The organism is Paenibacillus gorillae (assembly GCF_000513275.1).
Lineage (GTDB): Bacteria > Bacillota > Bacilli > Paenibacillales > Paenibacillaceae > Pristimantibacillus > Pristimantibacillus gorillae.
On sequence record NZ_CBVJ010000116.1, the window covers coordinates 1 to 17,946 of the forward strand.

The window sequence follows — 17,946 nt, forward strand, 5'->3', positions numbered from 1 at the left end:
CGAAACGCTGCTTCTGGTTCGTACGAATGACCGATTTCAGCAAATCAAATTCATAGCCCGCTTTATCCGCGATATGAGCCAGGGCGTACGTATCCTTAGGGAAGCAAGAGCCGCCATAGCCGATGCCGGCTTGCAAGAACTTGCCGCCAATCCGGCTGTCGAGACCCATACCCGCCGCTACATCCTCTACGTCAGCGCCTACCTTTTCGCAAATGTTGGCGATAGCGTTGATGAACGATATTTTGGTAGCGAGGAATGTGTTCGCCGCGTATTTGATCATCTCGGCGCTCTCTAGATCCGTCTTGAACACTTTAGTCTTGAACGGAGCATGCAGTTCCTCGATAACAGACGCCGCCTCCGGATTATCCGAACCGATAATGGCGCGGTCCATGTTCATGCAGTCAGAAAGTGCGGAGCCTTCACGCAAAAACTCCGGATTGGAGACGATATCGAAGCCAATCCACGGATATTTCTTATTCGCCTGCACAACCTCTCGGACAAGCTCGCCTGTACCAACAGGCACAGTGCTTTTGTTCACGATGATTTTATGCCCATTCAGATGCTCGCCGATTTTGCGCGCCGCCGACATGACGTAACGCATATCCGCTTCACCCGTCTCCGACATCGGTGTGCCTACCGCAATATATACGATATCCGAAGCTTCGATCGCCTCGCCGACCTCCGTCGTAAACAGCAGCCGCCCTTGCTCCTTGTTGCGGGTTACCATTTCCTGCAGCCCCGGCTCATAGATTGGAATCTCGTTCCGGTTGAGCAGGTCGATTTTACGCTGATCGACATCGCAGCAGATAACCCGATTGCCGATTTCTGAAAAACAAGCACCCGACACTAGACCGACATACCCTGTTCCGATTACCGTTATTTTCTTCATCTATTTCGCCACCTTATTTAGAATGGGAAAATGTTTCTCATAGACGTTCTGCACATAATTGAGCACATCCGCTTGCAAATCTTCGCGCTGCAGGGCGAAATCGAGCGTCGCTTTAATAAAGCCGAACTTGTCACCCACATCATAACGTACGCCGTCGAAGTTGTAGGCTAAGACGTTACGCAGATCATTCAGCTTCTTGATCGCGTCGGTCAATTGAATTTCATTGCCCGCTCCCGGCGCCTGATGCTCCAAAATATCGAAGATTTCCGGCGTCAGCACGTAACGGCCCATAATCGCATAATTCGACGGTGCCGCTTTACGCGAAGGTTTCTCCACAAGGCCATCCAGGAAAAATACCGAGGGCTCAATCGAGGAGCCGCGCGGCGCGATGATCCCGTATTTGGACACATCGTCGTCGCTCACGCGTTGAACGCCAACGACCGAGGAGGAATAGCGGTTATAGACGCGAATCAGTTGACTGAGGCACGGCTCCTCCGACTGCACGATATCGTCGCCAAGCAGCACAGCAAAAGGCTCATCGCCTACAAAGCTTCGTGCGCACCAGATCGCGTGGCCGAGGCCCTTTGGCTCTTTTTGCCGGATATAATGGATATTGGCCATTTCGGAAATGTGGCGGATCTGGTCAAGCTCCTTCGTTTTCCCTTTTTTGGCCAGCATATCTTCGAGTTCGAACGTTTTGTCAAAATGGTCCTCGATTGCCCGCTTGCCGCGGCCGCTGACGATGAGAATGTCCTCGATGCCGGAAGCGATCGCTTCCTCGATAATGTATTGGATGGTCGGCTTGTCTACAATCGGAAGCATTTCCTTCGGTTGAGCTTTCGTTGCCGGCAAAAACCGGGTGCCGAGACCTGCGGCTGGAATAATCGCTTTACGCACTTTCATGAGACATCCTCCTAGTCGTTTGGTATAAGCTGTCTTGAATTACTTCGATAACCCGATCCTGCTCTGCAATCGTAAGACTGGAGCCGGAAGGCAGGCACACGCCCTGCTGGAACAAACTCTCGGAGACACTGTCCCCGTCCGCGTGCGGATAGTAAGCGTACTGCTGCAGCAACGGCTGCATATGCATCGGCTTCCATACCGGACGCGCCTCGATATTGGCCTTCGACAGGCGATCGATGAGCTCTACAGGTGTCAAACTTGTCTCATCAGCGTTCAGCGTCAAAGTTGTCAGCCACCGGTTCGTCCGGCCAAACTCCGCTTCAGGCATCATTTCCACGCCGTCCAGCTTCGTCAGTGCATGCGCATACCGTTCAAATACAGCGCGGCGGGCGTTCACCCGCTCCTCCAGCACCTTGAGCTGACCACGGCCAACACCGGCTAAAATATTGCTCATCCGATAGTTGAAGCCGACCTCGGTATGCTCGTAATGCAGCGCCTGCTCGCGTGCCTGTGTTGCATAAAAGCGGGCTTTGCCCAGCGCCTCCAGGTCGTCGGATACGAGCATGCCGCCTCCGGAAGTCGTAATGATCTTGTTGCCGTTGAACGAGTAAATGCCGAACTTGCTGAGCGTACCGCTTGCCCGTCCCTTGTAAGTAGCGCCAAGAGACTCGGCAGCATCCTCGATGACCGGAACGTCATAGCGGCTGCAAATTTCATTAATCGCATCCATGTCGGCGCTTTGGCCGTATAAGTTGACAACGATGACCGCTTTCGGCATGCGGCCGATGCGCTGCGCATCCTCGAACGCACGCTGCAACGCGACCGGCGACATATTCCAGCTGTCGCGCTCGGAGTCGATGAATACCGGCTCGCCGCCCTCATATAGAATCGGGTTGACGCTGGCAATGAAGGTCAGCGTCGATACAAAAACGCGATCGCCTCTTTCCACTCCGAGCAGCCGAAGCGCCATATGAATGGCGGCTGTACCCGATGACAGCGCCACAGCACCTCGCGAACCAACATGCTCGGCCAGCTCACGCTCGAATTGATCCACATTGGGACCAAGCGGCGCAATCCAGTTGGTGCGGAACGCTTCCTCCACATATTCGCGTTCCAGCGACCCCATGTGAGGGGGGGATAATAATATCCGTTGATCCACGTCGAAGCAGCTCCTTTTCGGTTGCAGGTGTAAACGGCCCTCTGCCGCAATTGCAGCTATAGTGCGCGTTTCGCATTTCATGTGTATATATAGGGGCAAGAATTACATGCCGATTCCTCTATGTCTCTATTCCACCCTGTAATAACTTAACAAGTCTGTACTGTATCCGGCGCTCCCGCTCATCGAATCGCTTTCGCCGGCACGCCGACCGCGGTTACACCGTCCGGCACATCCCGGACGGCGATGCCGCCTGCGCCGAGCACCGACCAGCTCCCGACTCTTACGCTCGGGATTAACACTGCGCCGCTGCCGACATGTGCGCCCTCTTCCGCGACAGCCGCTCCGGCCATCGTCGCATTGGGCGATACATGGGCGAATGCGCCTACGATCGCATCATGGTCGACAACTGCGCCGGAGTTCACGATGGCATGTGCACCGATTGCTGCACCGGGGCCGATAACGGCTCCCGGCATAACGACGGTGCCGAGGCCAAGCCGGGCATCCTCAGAGACGCATGCCGCCGGATGGATGAGCACGGCATATGCTGCTTCCGGCAGCGCCAGCCGTTCCGCAATAGCACGGCGTGTACGATTATCGCCGATGCCGATAACGACATGTATATCCGGCTCATCGGCCAGAAAATTATGAAGTTCAGCGATCGGGCCGTAAGGCAGCCCGCCGCGCAGCTCCACGGCCGCAAAGCGATCATCAAGCACAGCCGCCAGCCTGTAGGAAGGCGATACCCGCGCGATATCCATCAGCACGCGGCCATGACCGCCAATGCCGACGACGATGAGCGGACGCCGGACCGGCGGCTCCAGCTCCATCCCGCCGTAAAGGCTGTCCCGGTAATTCATGACGCATTCCCCATTTCCCGGCTGCCGGTAAATTTATGGACGGTTGCTTGCCCCTGTTGGGAAATACCGTCTCTCTTTAACACCTTCACGACCGTCTTGACCAGAATTCGCAGGTCAAAACCTAGTGATTGCTTCTCCACATACTCAATATCCAGCTTAAATTTATCTTCCCACGACACCGTATTGCGGCCATTCACCTGCGCCCAGCCGGTAATGCCTGGCCGGACGTCATGACGGCGAGCCTGCTCCTCGGTGTACAGCGTTAAATATTCCATGAGCAGCGGTCTTGGCCCAACGAGGCTCATGTCGCCGCGAATGACATTGAACAGCTGCGGCAACTCGTCCAAGCTCAGCTTGCGCAGCAAGTGTCCGACCTTCGTCATGCGCGCCTCATCGGGAAGCGGCTGGCCGTTCCGGTCGACCGCATCCCGCATCGTGCGGAACTTCAGCACATAGAACGGATTGCCGTATTTGCCCGGCCGCTGCTGCTTGAACAGTACAGGCGAGCCTAGCTTCAAGCGCACCACCAAGCCTACGGCTGCCATGACAGGCAGCAGCAGCAGCGCCGCCGGCACGCTAAGCACTAGATCAAACAACCGCTTCACGAAAGCGTTCAGCTTCACGCCAGCCTTGCGCGACGTCACGGCTCTGCGCGCCGTCTCCCGATACAGCCTCTGAAGCCGCTCGACTACGCGGGCTTCTGTAAACTCAGCATCGATCCGGCGTTGGCCGGCTTCTCCGTAACGCTCGCGCACCGCAGCGTCGCCCATTACTGAAGCCAAAGCCTCGCTCAAAACAGCCGCATTCCGATAAGGAACGAGCAGTCCCGTCTCCTCATGCGCCACTAGCTCCCTGGTGCCGAGCACATCGGTTGCCACAATGGGCTTGCCAAGCGCCATCGCTTCCATGAGCGATCTTGGTATGCCTTCCTTCTCCGAAGTAAGCGTTACGGCGTTGGCCATCACAACCCAAGGAATAATCGAAGGCTGCTGGCCGATGAAGACCACATCCTCCTTCATCCCATTGCTCTCCACATACCTCTGTACAGCTGCTTCCAGCGGCCCTTGGCCGGCAAGCACTGTCACCCAGTTAAGCTTGCCCTCCCGCTTCAGTCCAAGCAGCGATTCCATCAGCAGAAAATGATCCTTCACCGATTCGAATCGTGCAGCCATCAACAGCAGCGGCTTACCTTCGGCAATACCATGCTTGCTGCGCAGCTGCTCCAACATCTCCGGCGTTACGGATAAAGCCCGTCTCTCCAGCCGCTCTTTATCAACGCCGTTGCCTTCGATGTATACCGGCCGCCACGGTGCAAGACGCTTAAGCACCTCTGCATCCTCCGCATTTTGCGAAGCGAGCGCGTGGCAGCAGAGGGCTCCAACCTTCTCCAGCGTACGGTATAGCTGATAAGCCCGCTTAGGCTGTCCTTCATAGAAAGGCAGACCATGGCTCGTATGAATGACCGTTGGCACACGGGCCAGCATTGCTGCTACACGGCCGATAATGCCCGCTTTAGCCGTATGCGTATGTACGATGTCGTAACGCTCCTTGCGGAACAGCCGGTACATCGCCCAGATCGAACGCAAATCTTCAACGGGCTTGATCGAACGCTCCATTGAAATCATCTTCCACTCGAAAGGGTAGGCCTGCATCGCCTGCTCGTCTGCCCCTTCCGGCGACGAGATGAAGGTCACCTGATAGCCTGCCTGCTGCTGAAGCAGACGAAGCTTGTCGCCCATAATTTTGTGGCTGATGCCAGAGGTGCATATATGGGCTACTTTCGTCATTTGCTCGCCGCCTTTTCCAGCTGCTTTGCCTCGCCATAATAAGCGCGATACCACTCGGCGAACCGGGCGATTCCTTCTTCAATCGTCGTGTCCGGCTTGAAGCCGACATCCTTCATCAGCCCGTCGATGTTCGCATACGTCGCAGGCACATCGCCCGGCTGCATCGGTTTATATTGAATGACCGCTTCGCGGCCCAATGATTTCTCGATCGTACGGATAAAATGCATAAGCTCAACCGGCTGGTTGTTGCCGATGTTGTAAACCTTGTAGGGCGCATAGCTTCCGGATGGATCCGGACGGCTGCGGTCCCAGGACGGGTCTGGCTGCGGCACATGGCCGATCAGCCGGTAAATACCTTCTACAATGTCGTCGATATAGGTGAAATCGCGCAGCATCCGGCCTTCGTTGAATACGTCGATCGGCTCGCCCGCCATAATTTTTTTCGTAAAGCTGAAGTAGGCCATATCCGGCCGGCCCCAAGGCCCGTATACGGTGAAAAACCGCAGCCCTGTCGTCGGCAAGCCATAGAGATGGCTGTACGTATGAGCCATCAGCTCATTTGCTTTTTTCGTTGCCGCATACAGGCTGACCGGGTGGTCGACGCTGTCGCTGACGGAGAACGGCATCTTCTCATTCGCACCGTACACCGAGCTGGACGAAGCATAGATCAAGTGCTTAATGCCCGCATGGCGGGATGCTTCAAGCACATGGCCGAATCCTTTCAGATTCGTCTCCAGATAAGCGAATGGATTGGTCAAGCTGTACCGCACTCCGGCTTGCGCCGCCAAATGAACGATAACCTCTACCTTTTCCGTGCGGACAAGCTCAAACAGCTTGTCGTAATCCGCGATATCGAGCTCCACGCCCGTGAAATTCGGGTCTGGCAGCAGCTGCTCGAAACGATCGCGCTTCAGCTGCACCTCATAATAGTCGTTGAAGTTGTCGATGCCGATTACGCGCTGTCCTTCCCGCAAAAGGCGGGAGGATAGATGATAGCCGATAAATCCGGCAGCTCCGGTTACTAAAATCGTCATAGTGCCTCCACCCTCTCATTGGTATAGGTTGTTCTTACCGCTCCGCCGGAGCGGACATATTCGCCAAACGAACGCCAGAATGCCTGACGTTTCGCATCCAGACGAACCTTCGTATAACCGCGTGATTTGCCAAAATTGCGCTCCGCCTGCTCCTTCACCCAAGCGCGGTCTGTTGCAGCCCGCTTCAGCTGTTCCGCCAGCTGGCCGACTTGCCCCGGCCGGTGCAAGCAGCTCTCATGAATCAGCTCAGGGATGCCTCCGGCTGTTGAGCCAAGCACCGGACATCCGCGGCTCATCGCTTCGATCGTTGCCCGCGGCAGCCCTTCCTGATAGCTCGGCTGCAAGTAGATATCGATATTGTCCAGCCATTCGAATACGGCTCCGCCGCTTGGCAGAATGCCTTCGAAGGTAACAGCGCTGCCGATACCGAGCTTGTCAGCCATTGCTTGCCAGCGCGAGGCATCACCGTCACCCAGCACCCGGAACCAGACCCGCGGAAGCTGCGGCTTCGCTTTGGCAATCGCCTTCAGCGCGATGTCGATTCCTTTCGTCCGGCCGTTCAATGAGCCGATTAAGCCAATGGTCAGCGTCGTCGTGTTATTGTAGGATGCAATCCGCTCCAGCCTGCGGGTCAGCACTTCATCACCCGGCTCGGGAATTTCAACGTTTGAGCAGGATTCAGTCATACCGCTTGCGCAAGGATAGCGGTTTTGCAAAAATTGCTCCGTTACATAGAGAGAATAAGGTGCGCTCTTGACCAGCGCTCGTGTCTGAGCAAGCGCCATTGGCGCATACAGCTTGCCCTGCACGTTGCCGTAGTTCCACAATCCGTCCCAAGCACAGGCCACTACTTCTACTGCATACGGCTTGCCCATGCTTTGAGCGACACGGATCGCCTCTGCACCGATTTCGCTCGGAACCCGGGCGATGACGGCATCCGCTTTGCTAATTGCTTCACGCAGCAGTTGGTCAACATAGCCGCGCTTCGTCAATTTATTAACGGGATTGCTTAGAGATGGCAGGACGAGAAAATCGACATTCGCGCCGCTCGACAGCGTTTTGCCGGCCATATCGGCATCCAGCGGCGTTTTTTTGCCGCGGCAGGCAATGGTTAGCTGGTCAAATACGCCGAGATACCGCTCCCATACCGCATAAGGAAGCTTGCCGCCAGAGAAAAACTTGCCGGATTCATTGAAATAAAACGTATGATCATGTGCCCAAAGCAGCTTCATGACTTTCCCTCCTTTTATGATTTGAATTCGCATTAGCTTGTGGATTATCGAGCGGAACGAGTTCGATCCGCTTCACGGCTCGCGCCGGAACACCAGCAGCTACGATGCCTGGTCCGACCGGCTTGTTAACAACCGCCCCTGCCGCAACGACCGAGCGGGGCCCGATCTCAACTCCAGCCAGAATACGTACGCCGCAGCCGATCCAGACATCTCGTCTGATGATGATCGCCGAACCCGTCACCGGATTGTCGCGTATCGGGAGCGAAGGATCGCTCCATGTATGCTGAAAGGAAACGAGCGACGACTGATGTGCAATGGATACTTCATCCTCGATTGTCATTCCGCCGTATGCATCAATGTAGCATTGCTTGTGAATGCTCACATTGGAGCCGATCGACAGCCGCTCCGGATAGCGGAGCTCCACGGACCGTCCGATCAGCACGTTGTCGCCGCAATGCTTGGCAAGCCTGCGCAGCAGGCAGTAGCGGAAGGCGACACCGACCAGCTCCGGGAGCCAGTCACTCAGCACCCACAGCCATTGCAGTAGCGGGCGCGGAAGCGGCCGAAGCAGAAGCTCTACTACGCGCAGCACCGGTCGGAACCTGCCGAATTTATCGCGTCCCCGCATGGTAATCCCCTCCTGTAGAATTCGGTGGAATAGCTTGTTTCCGACCTGACATTGTCGGAATTTTCAGATGTTTCATGCTGAACGAATGGCGGCACCATACGAGCGTATAAGCGCTAATCGTATAGATCACAGGAACGACAGGCAGCTTTTTACGCACCATGTTGTCTCCGATCGTACCGAGACCGTAATCCAGCGATCTTCCCGTTACCGTCGCATAGCCGACCAGGACAAGCACGCAGGCATAGGTGAAAATAACGATAGCCGCCATCAGGTAAAAGCGCCGCGTCTCCTTGAACTTAATGCAATGGAATACGGACATCGCCAGCATGACGGCCATGAACAGCGCCTCCAGCGTCCGAAGGAACAGCTTCGGCTCCCAGTTGCCGAGATTCGAAGGATTCGGACTAATGAACAAGAAGACGGACAGCATTCCGGCATTAATGATCGCCAGCGGGCCAACCTGCAAAACGATCAGCCCGATCGCGCCAATCATGATAATGAGCGATCCCCGCAGCCGCTGTGTATACAGCAAGTAAAAGCTAATTGTATAAATAATGGCGTAATCCCGAAGTCCAGTCGCATAAAGCATAACTAGTACGAATACGATCCACTGCTTGCGAAGCATTAGAATCGTGCCGTATAAACCGAGCAGCACGCAGGTGATATCCTTGGCAAATAGTGAGGACATGTACATCAGCGACGGACTGACCATTAAGCCAAAAACGATGATAATTGCAAAAGAGCGCTGTGATTGCTCCGGATCAAGCTCCGGCTTCGTCGAAGGCGGCAGCACATACTTGAACCACTTATGATTCATCCGATAGGCGGCATTGACAATCAGCAGCAGCAATACTGTATTGAGCAGGATGATTGCCATCGGGTCCTCCAGCTGCAGCCATTTGAAAAACGGCATGTACAGGAGACCAAATATCGGTACCGCCGATATATTCATCCACTGCGTCTCGATATGCTCCATCGCATAGGGCATATAATCGCTTAATGTCTGGAATGTCGTTACCTGCTCGAAATAATGAATTTCATCCGGCCCGGCTAGCGGATCAACAGTCGCCCCGTAGATGAGCTTACCGAGCAGCATCACCGTAAACCCGGTCATCAGCAGCACTGGCGCGTTCGGCCAGCGAAGCAGTGCGAACAGAGGCAGCAGCAAGCCGCTATAGATAACGATCGCAATCGTCTCGTCCATTGCAAATACCCATCTCGCCGTCAAGGCGAGCATTAAAGCATAGGCGAGGACGGTAACCGTACGCAGGTCAATTCGTTCAACCCGCATACATCCGCTCCAGTCTTGCGGCGCTGGCTTGAATGTTGTAGCCGCGCTCGCTAAGCGCATGGGCTCGCTCGTTCCAATCGCCTGCACCGGCGCTTAATCCTTGGCTTGCCGTGGCGGCTAATCCTCCCGCCGCGAGCTCCGCGATGCCATTTGCCCAGCTCTGAGGCGTATCTCCTGCAGGCAGCCGGCTAATCATGCCGAGACCGAGATCGGCCTCACGCGGCACCTCTTCGGATACAAGACAAGGTACGCCAGCCGCTTGCGCTTCGATCAGCACGATGCCAAGACCTTCGTATAGCGACGGCAGCACGAAGCCATCAAGCGCGCCGAGCAATTCCGGGATGTCCTTGCGCAAGCCGAGAAATCGAACCTGACGGTCGATGCCAAGCTCTTCAGCCTTATGCTCCATTTCACCCCGCAGCGGACCGTCACCGACAAGCAACAGCTGTGCTTGCGGCTCCTTCTTCAAGTAAGCAGCGAAGGAATCGAGCAGCAGCGCATGATTCTTCTGCCGGCTGAACCGGCCGATATGGCCGAGCAGCGGCCCTTCCTCATTCGCTCCAAAACGGCGGCGCAGCTCCGAGCGGTCTTCTGGCAGCGCCTCGTACGGCGCCAGCGATATCGCATTAGGGAACACTGCTACCCGCTGATCCTTCCAGCAGCTGCTTCCGAACAGCGATTCGCAAGCAGCCCTGGAGCAGCCCAGCATCATCGTCGCATTCTTGCGGATGAGGCCACGCATATAAGCGCGGTATAGCGTACGGATTGGGGAAGAAGATTTGCTGTCATTCGTGTTGTGGCTGTGACTGATCCGAACCGGTACGCCTAGCTGCGCCGCCAGCTTCAGCACATAACCGCTGAAGCCGAATACATGGCTGTGAACGGCAGCATAAGGTCCATGCTCCTTCATGTTCGCGAGCAGCTGCTTGCGAAACGGGCCGATCCCGTTTTTCGGCGGCGGCTGTACGAATATCGTCCCGCCCAGCGCCCGAATTTCATCGTCGTAGAAAGCCGGCTCGGGAGATTGGACGGCAAAATGAAATTCGAACCGTTCCCGGTCGATGCTCCGGTAGACATTCATCAGCAGCGTTTCGATCCCGCCCGGATGCATTTTTCCGACGATATGCAGCACTTTTATTTTTTGAGTCATTTGCATTACACTCCCGATTCATGATCTTCTCTGGCATCGCCGGACGCGCCCTTCTTCCGAAGGCCAAGTCCCGGCGCCCAAGCCAGCGTCTGAACGCCCGGTTTACGTCGAACGAGCAGAACTGCTCCGATGTTCCATGTCATCATGGAAGCAGTGGCTGCAATAGCCCCGCCTGTCATGCCCATGGAAGGAATCAGCAGGCCGTTGAGCACTGCATTGACGATAGCCGCTACAATGAGCACCTTCGTCAACGCGTTTTGCCCGCCTGTCATCGTAGCGACGATACCGTTCTGGCCGCAGTACGCGTTGAATACTTGACCGAAAACAAGAATGAGCATCGCAGGATAGGCCTGCGTAAATTCAGAACCGAACAGCCCCAGCGTCCAGTGACCGAACAAGCAGAAAAACAAGCCAACTACAGCCGCGAACACGAAGCCGACTCTGCCGGTCGACGTACACACCTTTTGCAGCGTGTCCATGTCGCCCTTTGCATAGGTTTCGGATATGAGCGGCGAAGCCGTCATGTTAACGGCGGTGAGCATAAATGCGACAAGCGTTGCCAGACGTACAGCAACGGAGAAAATGCCGGACTGCGTCTCGCCCTCCATCAGACCGAGCATCAATACGTTCAGCTGTCCAAGAATGAGATAAACGCCGGCATTCGCCATCATGGAGCCGGAGAGCTTCATCCAGCCCCGCGTCTCGTATGCGGGAGCAACTCCCTCGATCTGGGAGCCGATTCGTTTCTTTAGAACAACAGCCCCCACGATATAGGAGACAATGACCGCCAGAACAAAGCAGATCATCGCGAGCCCCGCATCCGCTGTAACGCCAAGCGCCGCAGCAGCGAATACAAAGGCGATCGTCAGCACCGGACGCAATATTTTTTCCGGCATTTGCGCGTATACGACGTCCTTAAGCCCTTGCAGCGCACTTTGCCGCAGCGTAGCGAGCGTCAGCAGCGGAATCGATGCAAAACCCGCCGCGTAAGTAATCGCTTTGGCTGTATCGCCAGCTGCATCCCCTTTTACGGTGACGAAAATCAATCCGCCAACAGCCAGTACAATGGACAGCACAAGCCCGATCTGATTGCTGCGCTTGAGCAATCCCTTGATCAAACCCCACTCTTCCTTGACCCGGTAAGCGGCGACCAGCTTCACGATCGTCGTATCAAAGCCAAGCTTTGCAGGAAAAACCATAAATGTAACAACAGTCGTTACGAACGCGTAAATTCCGTATCCGTCAACGCCGAGCAGCCGCGCCAGCGCAACCTGCATCAGCATCGCCAATGCCATGCCGGCTGAGTTGATCAGGAAGCTTGCGCTTCCTCCTCTGCTAAGCCGTTTGGCGAACGCCGGCTGCGCCGATTTGGCCGCTTGCCCCGCCGTATCGCCCGTAATCATCGTTAATACCCTCCTCCATCAGCCAACTGCCGTCGTTCCCGTATTGCGGTAGGACGGTACCAAATGCTGCAGAACGGCGCGGATTTCATCCGGATGCTGCCCCAGCACCTTTTCCATTTTTCTTATTTCGAAATCAAGCTCGGTCCGGTTAAGCTGCGCCGGACGACCGATAAAAATCCGATTATGCTTCGTTGAGGAAAGCCCTTCTTCATTCGTAAGAAGCTCTTCATACAGCTTCTCTCCCTCACGCATGCCAGTGAAGGCAATGTCGATATCGAGGTTTGGCTCAAAGCCCGAAAGACGGATCAGGTCGACAGCCAGGTCGTAAATTTTGACCGGCTTGCCCATATCGAGGATGAACACCTCTCCGCCCTTGGCGAAGGAACCGGCTTGAATGACGAGCTGAACCGCCTCGGGAATCGTCATAAAGTAACGAACCATTTCCGGATGCGTAACCGTTACCGGCCCGCCCTTCAAGATCTGATCCTTAAAGCGAGGGATAACACTGCCCCGGCTTCCGAGAACATTGCCGAATCGCACGGCGACGAACTTTGTAGCGCTATGCTTGTCCAAGCTTTGAATGAACATCTCGGCAATCCGCTTCGTCGTACCCATAACGCTCGTCGGGTTAACCGCCTTATCGGTGGAGATGAGTACAAACCGTTCGGCCCCGTAGATATCCGCACATTCCGATACATTTTTCGTGCCAAACACATTGTTCTTAATAGCTTCAGCCGGATTTCGCTCCATGAGCGGAACATGCTTATGCGCCGCTGCGTGGAAGATAACCTGCGGACGAAATTTAGCAAACACGGCATCGATCCGGGTGCGGTCCTGCACATCGGCGATGACCGTCTCGATCTGAAGGTCAGGATAGACGCTGCGCATCTCCATCTCAATGTTGTAGATACTGTTCTCTCCATGACCCAGGAGCAGCAGCTTTCTTGGGGAGAACGGCGCGATCTGACGGCAAAGCTCTGAGCCAATCGAACCTCCTGCCCCTGTGACGAGCACCACTTTCTGCTCCACATAACCGGCAATGTGCTCCAGATCTGTACGAATCGGATCACGTCCGAGCAAATCTTCGACACTGACATCCCGCACACGGCCGGAAGCGCCGCGTCCGTCGATCATGTCCTGCAGATCCGGTACGATCCGCAGCTTCACCTTCGTTGTCTTGCAAATGTTGACCAGCGCCGAGATTTGCGTCTTCGATACGGAAGGCATCGCAATAATGATCTCGTCGATCCGGTGGTTCTCTACGATACAGCCGATCTCACCGCGTCCGCCGAATACCGGCAAGCCCAGCACTTGCATCCGGTGCTTGTAAGGATCGTCGTCGATAAAACCGACTGGCGTAACATTAACGCCGTCATTTTGCTGCATCTCCTTCGCGATGAGCGTGCCGCAGCTTCCGGCTCCGATAATGAGTGCCCTGCGGGAGATTGGATGTTTTTTCACACTGTATTTGTCGCAAAAAGCCCGCCAAGCGATACGCGGTCCCGCCATAAGCGCCGCAATGCCGATAAAATGATGCAGCATCAGCAGCGTTTGTGCATGACCTTGGAGCACCCATGCCGCCGCGAACGGGATAAGCGCGGCAACCAATGCCGTTTGCATAATGCACTTCAATTCAGCAATGCCGGTATACTGCCAGATGCGGCGGTGCAGCCGGTGCCGGGTCACGCTCCAAAAACCGATTGCCGCCGAAGCAGCCCCATAGAGGAGCCAGCCCGACGCTCCTCCCAGTGCCTCAGAAGCCGCTGGCTCCATAGCATAGGCGATAGCCAAGCTTAGTAATATTGCTGCCAAATCCCAGCCAATAATGACTTTCGTCCGATAAGCAACCCGCATGATCGAATTTCCTCCTTCTGGATTTACCGTTCTACGTATTCGTAATAAGGACCCGCTTCACTTTGCGTCGTTTGATTCAGGGCGACACCGACAATTCGTGCCTGTACAAACTGCAGCGCGTTGCGGGCCTTTATAGCATGCTGTCTCTTGCCGCTGCGCGCATTAATAACGAGCAGTACACCGTCGCAGCGCGTCGATACGATTTGAGCATCGCTCACTGCGAGTACAGGCGGCGTATCGATCAGCACAATATCGTATTGCTCCTTGAGCTTGTCCAAGACGCTATCCATTCTCGCCGATCCAAGCAGTTCAGACGGATTCGGCGGCACCGGGCCTGCCGTCAGCACATCCAATCCTGCAATCCGGCTCTGCTGAATCGCATTGCCAAGCAAATCTTGTCCCGAGAGCACCTGAGACAAGCCGCTCCGGTTGCTAAGCTGCAGCGTATAATGCGCAGTAGGCTTTCGCAGATCGGCATCAACGAGCACGACTTTACGGCCGGAATGTGCGTACGCCACTGCAAGGTTCATAATGGTCGTGGACTTTCCTTCCTTGGGACTCGCCGATGTCACCATAAGCAGTTGAAGCTGACGGTCGGCTTCCGCATATTGCAGATTGGTGCGAAGCGTCCGGTAAGCCTCGGAGATCGGCGACATCGGATTAGCGTCTGTAACGATGGGGCGAAGCTCTTGATTACGTGACATGCGTCCAACTCATCCTCCTTTTGATTCCGTAACCGCCTTTGGGTTTGAAGCGGTATCGGCCGAGACTGCCGCGGCCGGCTGTTTCGGCTTTAAATCGCTTTGCCTGATATTCGGTATTGTAGAAAGCGTCGGCAATCCAAGATGCCTCTCTACAGAAGCTTCATTCCGCAAGTTGTCATCGAAATATTCGATAAGCAATACGAGCATGATGCCTAGCATAAGAGATACGACGAACCCGATCGCAATATTCAGCTTCTTCTCCGGCTTGACCGGTGTCGGCTGCTTGCCCGGGTCGGCCGTGTGCAAAATATAAACGTTGTCAACCTGCATGATCAGCGGAATTTGCTGCTGGAACACGTACGATACGCTGTTGACGATGTTCGCCGCCCGCTTGTAGTCCGTGTCCAAATAGGACACCGTCACAACCTGCGTACCATTTACGGAGCTGAACTGGATATTCCGCATCAGCTGCTCCGACGTCAGATCAAGCTCTGGATGCTTCTCCAGCACAATATCCATAATAGAAGGCGTGCGGATGATCTCCTTATACGTGTTAATCAGACTCAGATTGGTGTTGATCATGTTCAAATCGAGTTTGAACGCGCCTGCTTGCCCAACTGTCGAGTTGACGATCAGCTTCGTGTAGGCTTGATAGACCGGTTTCTTGATCCATACGCTATAGGCTCCCGCCGTCGCTGTGCCGATGACGACTACAAGGACGACGATCCAAAGCTTTTTCCGAATGAGCGATAAAAGTTGCTTCAAGTCTAATTGGCTGCTCAAAACGACACGAACCTCCATCCTTCTCCAACAATTCGTTTTATTCGCTTTGATTATGTCACAATCCGATTATTTACAAGGAGGGATTAAGGTAATATTTTCAAATAGGTTGCTGCTATCATTTTCAAACTCGTATAACATGCTTATTTTCCTAAAAATACGGGAACTAATCGTAAACATTTAGTAAAATGATTTCGATTTTCAGTATAAATTCATGTATTTATATGGAATTCAATGTTTTAATTCACCAAACGGAAGGGGTCTTCTATACTCCTATTGGATTAGTATATTTTAGAATCGGGATCGGTCTGTTTTCCGCATAGCTACCCGCTTTCTGAGTGCTAAGGTATAGGAGTGGGCTGCCCGGCTCGTGCAGTTGTAAGAGGAGGTTAAAGGGACTTTCGCCATGGCGATACCCAGCCTTTGGGATTTGTCCCTGACTTTATTCATATGGGAGAAATTCGATGTCCGTTTTTCAATACGGGATTTCTGACCGGCGGACTAGGTATTGCTGCCTTTTTATGGCCTAAAATTACCATTTTTTCCGTGAAAAAGCTTTTTCGAGACATCCAAATGACCGCATTAGAGGTTAATATTATTTAATCTTTCTCTCATTATGGATATGCACAAGGTGAAACCCCTGAATATTCCATTTTCATAAGCGTTTTCATGAATGAGGTTTGTAAAGGGGGATAGTCCGAGGGTAGGACGAATACCCGATATGAAACGAAAAAAGGACAGAGGCATTGTCCTCCACCCTTTTTATAGGCCGGTCCCGGTTTTAAGGAGTGAAACTGCCGTGCCCTCCGGATGCGTCTGTAATTTACTTCTTTCCATTGATATTTCAAGCATTTTCCGGTCTCTGGGGACAGCTCTAAACCCCGCTTCATTCACATGAAACAGCGCCAGCCATTTCACCCAAAATCTTCTGTATATGTCTTCCAGCATATAGGTATACGCTGCCAAAAGACCTCCAGCACTTTGCAAATAGGGACTGATGCGTCTAACCGATCCGGCTTTCTTACCTATCATCATCCACCATCCTTTAGCTTTCATTTTGTCAAAAGGACGGCATAAAAAAATCGCCCTGCGGAAGGAAGAATGCCTCCTCCTGCAGAACGATTCGATTCATTCATCTGGACTATTCTAGACCCAGTCTGACTCAGAGGTACGCAGCCTGCACACACACCGGTCCCGGCAGCTCAATGGAATAGCCGGTATAGACCGGCAAACCGGATGACTCCATGCGGAACACTACCACATTATCGGTGTCTTTATTAGCAGCCAGCAAATAACGGCCGCCCGGCAAAATCGCAAAGTGGCGCGGATGCTTGCCTTCTGTCGATACATGGCCAACCAGCTTCAGTGTGCCTGTCTCCCCGTCTGCCGCGAACACCACGATACTGTCATGACCGCGATTGGAACCGTATAAAAACTTGCCGTCTGCCGACATCGTAATTTCAGCGCAGCCGTTCGGACCCTCGTAATGGGCCGGCAGCGTCGATACCGTCTCCACTGCTTCGAGGCGACCTCCCTCGGCATCATAGCGGAAAGCGACGATCGTTGAATCCAGCTCGTTAATGACATAGCCGAATTGACCGTTCGGATGGAACACGAAATGACGCGGACCTGCGCCTGCTTCAACCGCAGTCTCGCCATGGAACTCCAGCTTGCGGCTTTCCTTATTAATTGTATAAACACGAATACGGTCGATGCCGAGGTCCGGAACGAATACGAACCGGCCGTCCGGACTAAAGAACAAGCTGTGCGGATGCGGCGCTTCGCCTTCATGCTGCTGAATGTCGAGCAGCTCGCCGATCTCTCCATTTTCCTCAAGCGAGACAAGGCTGACTCTGCCGCCGTGGTAGCTGGCAAGCAGCACATATTCGCTGTTAGCATCCCTTTGAATATGACAAGAAGGCGCTGTAATCGCCAGCTTGCGGTTTAATTGACGCAGTGAGCCTCCGCCGTTGCCGTCGATCCCGATCTCAAACGATACGGCATCGCCGCCTTTTCCGCCTTCAGCCGTAACGCCCTCTGCGATTGCATATAGCCTCCGGTTTTCCGTATCGACATTCAAGAACGTCGGATTGCGAAGCCCTGCGGCTTCGTCCTTCAACGACAATGTCCCATTCTCTTCATCAAATGCGTACATATACACGCCGCTTGCGGAAGCCTCCGCATAAGAACCTATAAAGACAAACATCTGCTTCGTATGTAATGACATGTCTGATTCCCTCCATATCTCGTTGGCTCATCTATGTCCTATTGTACC

At 54.2% G+C, this 17,946-nt stretch carries 16 protein-coding genes and 1 pseudogene; all 17 read right to left on the bottom strand.

Annotated elements, in window-relative coordinates:
* Nucleotides 1-889, bottom strand: an 889-nt coding sequence (locus tag TY10_RS22020) for a UDP-glucose dehydrogenase family protein (RefSeq protein WP_042168341.1), incomplete at its 3' end; no start/stop codon positions are given.
* A complete protein-coding gene (gene galU, locus TY10_RS22025) occupies nucleotides 890-1,792 on the bottom strand; it encodes a UTP--glucose-1-phosphate uridylyltransferase GalU (RefSeq protein ID WP_042168343.1) in 903 nt (300 codons plus the stop codon).
* Nucleotides 1,779-2,918, bottom strand: coding sequence for a DegT/DnrJ/EryC1/StrS family aminotransferase (locus TY10_RS22030; protein WP_052350708.1), 1,140 nt, complete (start codon nucleotides 2,916-2,918; stop codon nucleotides 1,779-1,781). The genes galU and TY10_RS22030 overlap by 14 nt, the downstream gene beginning before the upstream one ends.
* Before the next feature lie 212 nt (nucleotides 2,919-3,130).
* Nucleotides 3,131-3,808, bottom strand: coding sequence for an acetyltransferase (locus TY10_RS22035; RefSeq protein ID WP_238327887.1), 678 nt, complete (start codon nucleotides 3,806-3,808; stop codon nucleotides 3,131-3,133).
* Entirely contained in the window at nucleotides 3,805-4,413 is a 609-nt protein-coding gene (locus TY10_RS31810; protein ID WP_272945320.1) for a sugar transferase, read from the bottom strand. Before TY10_RS31810 ends, TY10_RS22035 begins: the two co-directional genes overlap by 4 nt.
* A gap of 129 nt (nucleotides 4,414-4,542) precedes the next feature.
* Nucleotides 4,543-5,595: pseudogene (locus TY10_RS31815) on the bottom strand (glycosyltransferase family 4 protein); the annotation flags it as partial.
* On the bottom strand, nucleotides 5,592-6,629 hold the full coding sequence (locus TY10_RS22045; RefSeq protein WP_042168347.1) for an NAD-dependent epimerase: 1,038 nt from the start codon (nucleotides 6,627-6,629) through the stop codon (nucleotides 5,592-5,594). The pseudogene TY10_RS31815 and the gene TY10_RS22045, both read right to left, overlap by 4 nt.
* Nucleotides 6,626-7,861 (bottom strand): glycosyltransferase family 4 protein, encoded by a 1,236-nt coding sequence (locus TY10_RS22050; protein WP_042168349.1) that lies wholly within the window; start codon nucleotides 7,859-7,861, stop codon nucleotides 6,626-6,628. Before TY10_RS22050 ends, TY10_RS22045 begins: the two co-directional genes overlap by 4 nt.
* Complete coding sequence (locus TY10_RS22055; RefSeq protein WP_081735425.1) at nucleotides 7,839-8,489, bottom strand: acyltransferase; 651 nt, start codon at nucleotides 8,487-8,489, stop codon at nucleotides 7,839-7,841. The genes TY10_RS22050 and TY10_RS22055 overlap by 23 nt, the downstream gene beginning before the upstream one ends.
* A complete protein-coding gene (locus TY10_RS22060) occupies nucleotides 8,473-9,780 on the bottom strand; it encodes a hypothetical protein (RefSeq protein ID WP_052350705.1) in 1,308 nt (435 codons plus the stop codon). The genes TY10_RS22055 and TY10_RS22060 overlap by 17 nt, the downstream gene beginning before the upstream one ends.
* On the bottom strand, nucleotides 9,770-10,930 hold the full coding sequence (locus TY10_RS22065) for a glycosyltransferase family 1 protein (protein ID WP_042168350.1): 1,161 nt from the start codon (nucleotides 10,928-10,930) through the stop codon (nucleotides 9,770-9,772). The genes TY10_RS22060 and TY10_RS22065 overlap by 11 nt, the downstream gene beginning before the upstream one ends.
* A 5-nt stretch (nucleotides 10,931-10,935) precedes the next feature.
* Nucleotides 10,936-12,333, bottom strand: a complete 1,398-nt coding sequence (locus tag TY10_RS22070; RefSeq protein WP_042168351.1) for a flippase — start codon at nucleotides 12,331-12,333, stop codon at nucleotides 10,936-10,938.
* Between the two features lie 18 nt (nucleotides 12,334-12,351).
* Nucleotides 12,352-14,187, bottom strand: a complete 1,836-nt coding sequence (locus tag TY10_RS22075; protein WP_042168354.1) for a polysaccharide biosynthesis protein — start codon at nucleotides 14,185-14,187, stop codon at nucleotides 12,352-12,354.
* A gap of 23 nt (nucleotides 14,188-14,210) precedes the next feature.
* Nucleotides 14,211-14,891: a CpsD/CapB family tyrosine-protein kinase gene (locus TY10_RS22080; protein WP_042168357.1), complete on the bottom strand. Its 681-nt coding sequence runs from the start codon at nucleotides 14,889-14,891 to the stop codon at nucleotides 14,211-14,213.
* Nucleotides 14,892-14,900: 9 nt separating this feature from the next.
* Nucleotides 14,901-15,674, bottom strand: a complete 774-nt coding sequence (locus TY10_RS22085; protein ID WP_042168359.1) for a YveK family protein — start codon at nucleotides 15,672-15,674, stop codon at nucleotides 14,901-14,903.
* A gap of 759 nt (nucleotides 15,675-16,433) precedes the next feature.
* Nucleotides 16,434-16,706: a hypothetical protein gene (locus TY10_RS22095; protein WP_155986016.1), complete on the bottom strand. Its 273-nt coding sequence runs from the start codon at nucleotides 16,704-16,706 to the stop codon at nucleotides 16,434-16,436.
* Nucleotides 16,707-16,833: 127 nt separating this feature from the next.
* Complete coding sequence (locus tag TY10_RS22100) at nucleotides 16,834-17,898, bottom strand: lactonase family protein (protein WP_042168366.1); 1,065 nt, start codon at nucleotides 17,896-17,898, stop codon at nucleotides 16,834-16,836.
* Nucleotides 17,899-17,946: the final 48 nt, after the last annotated feature.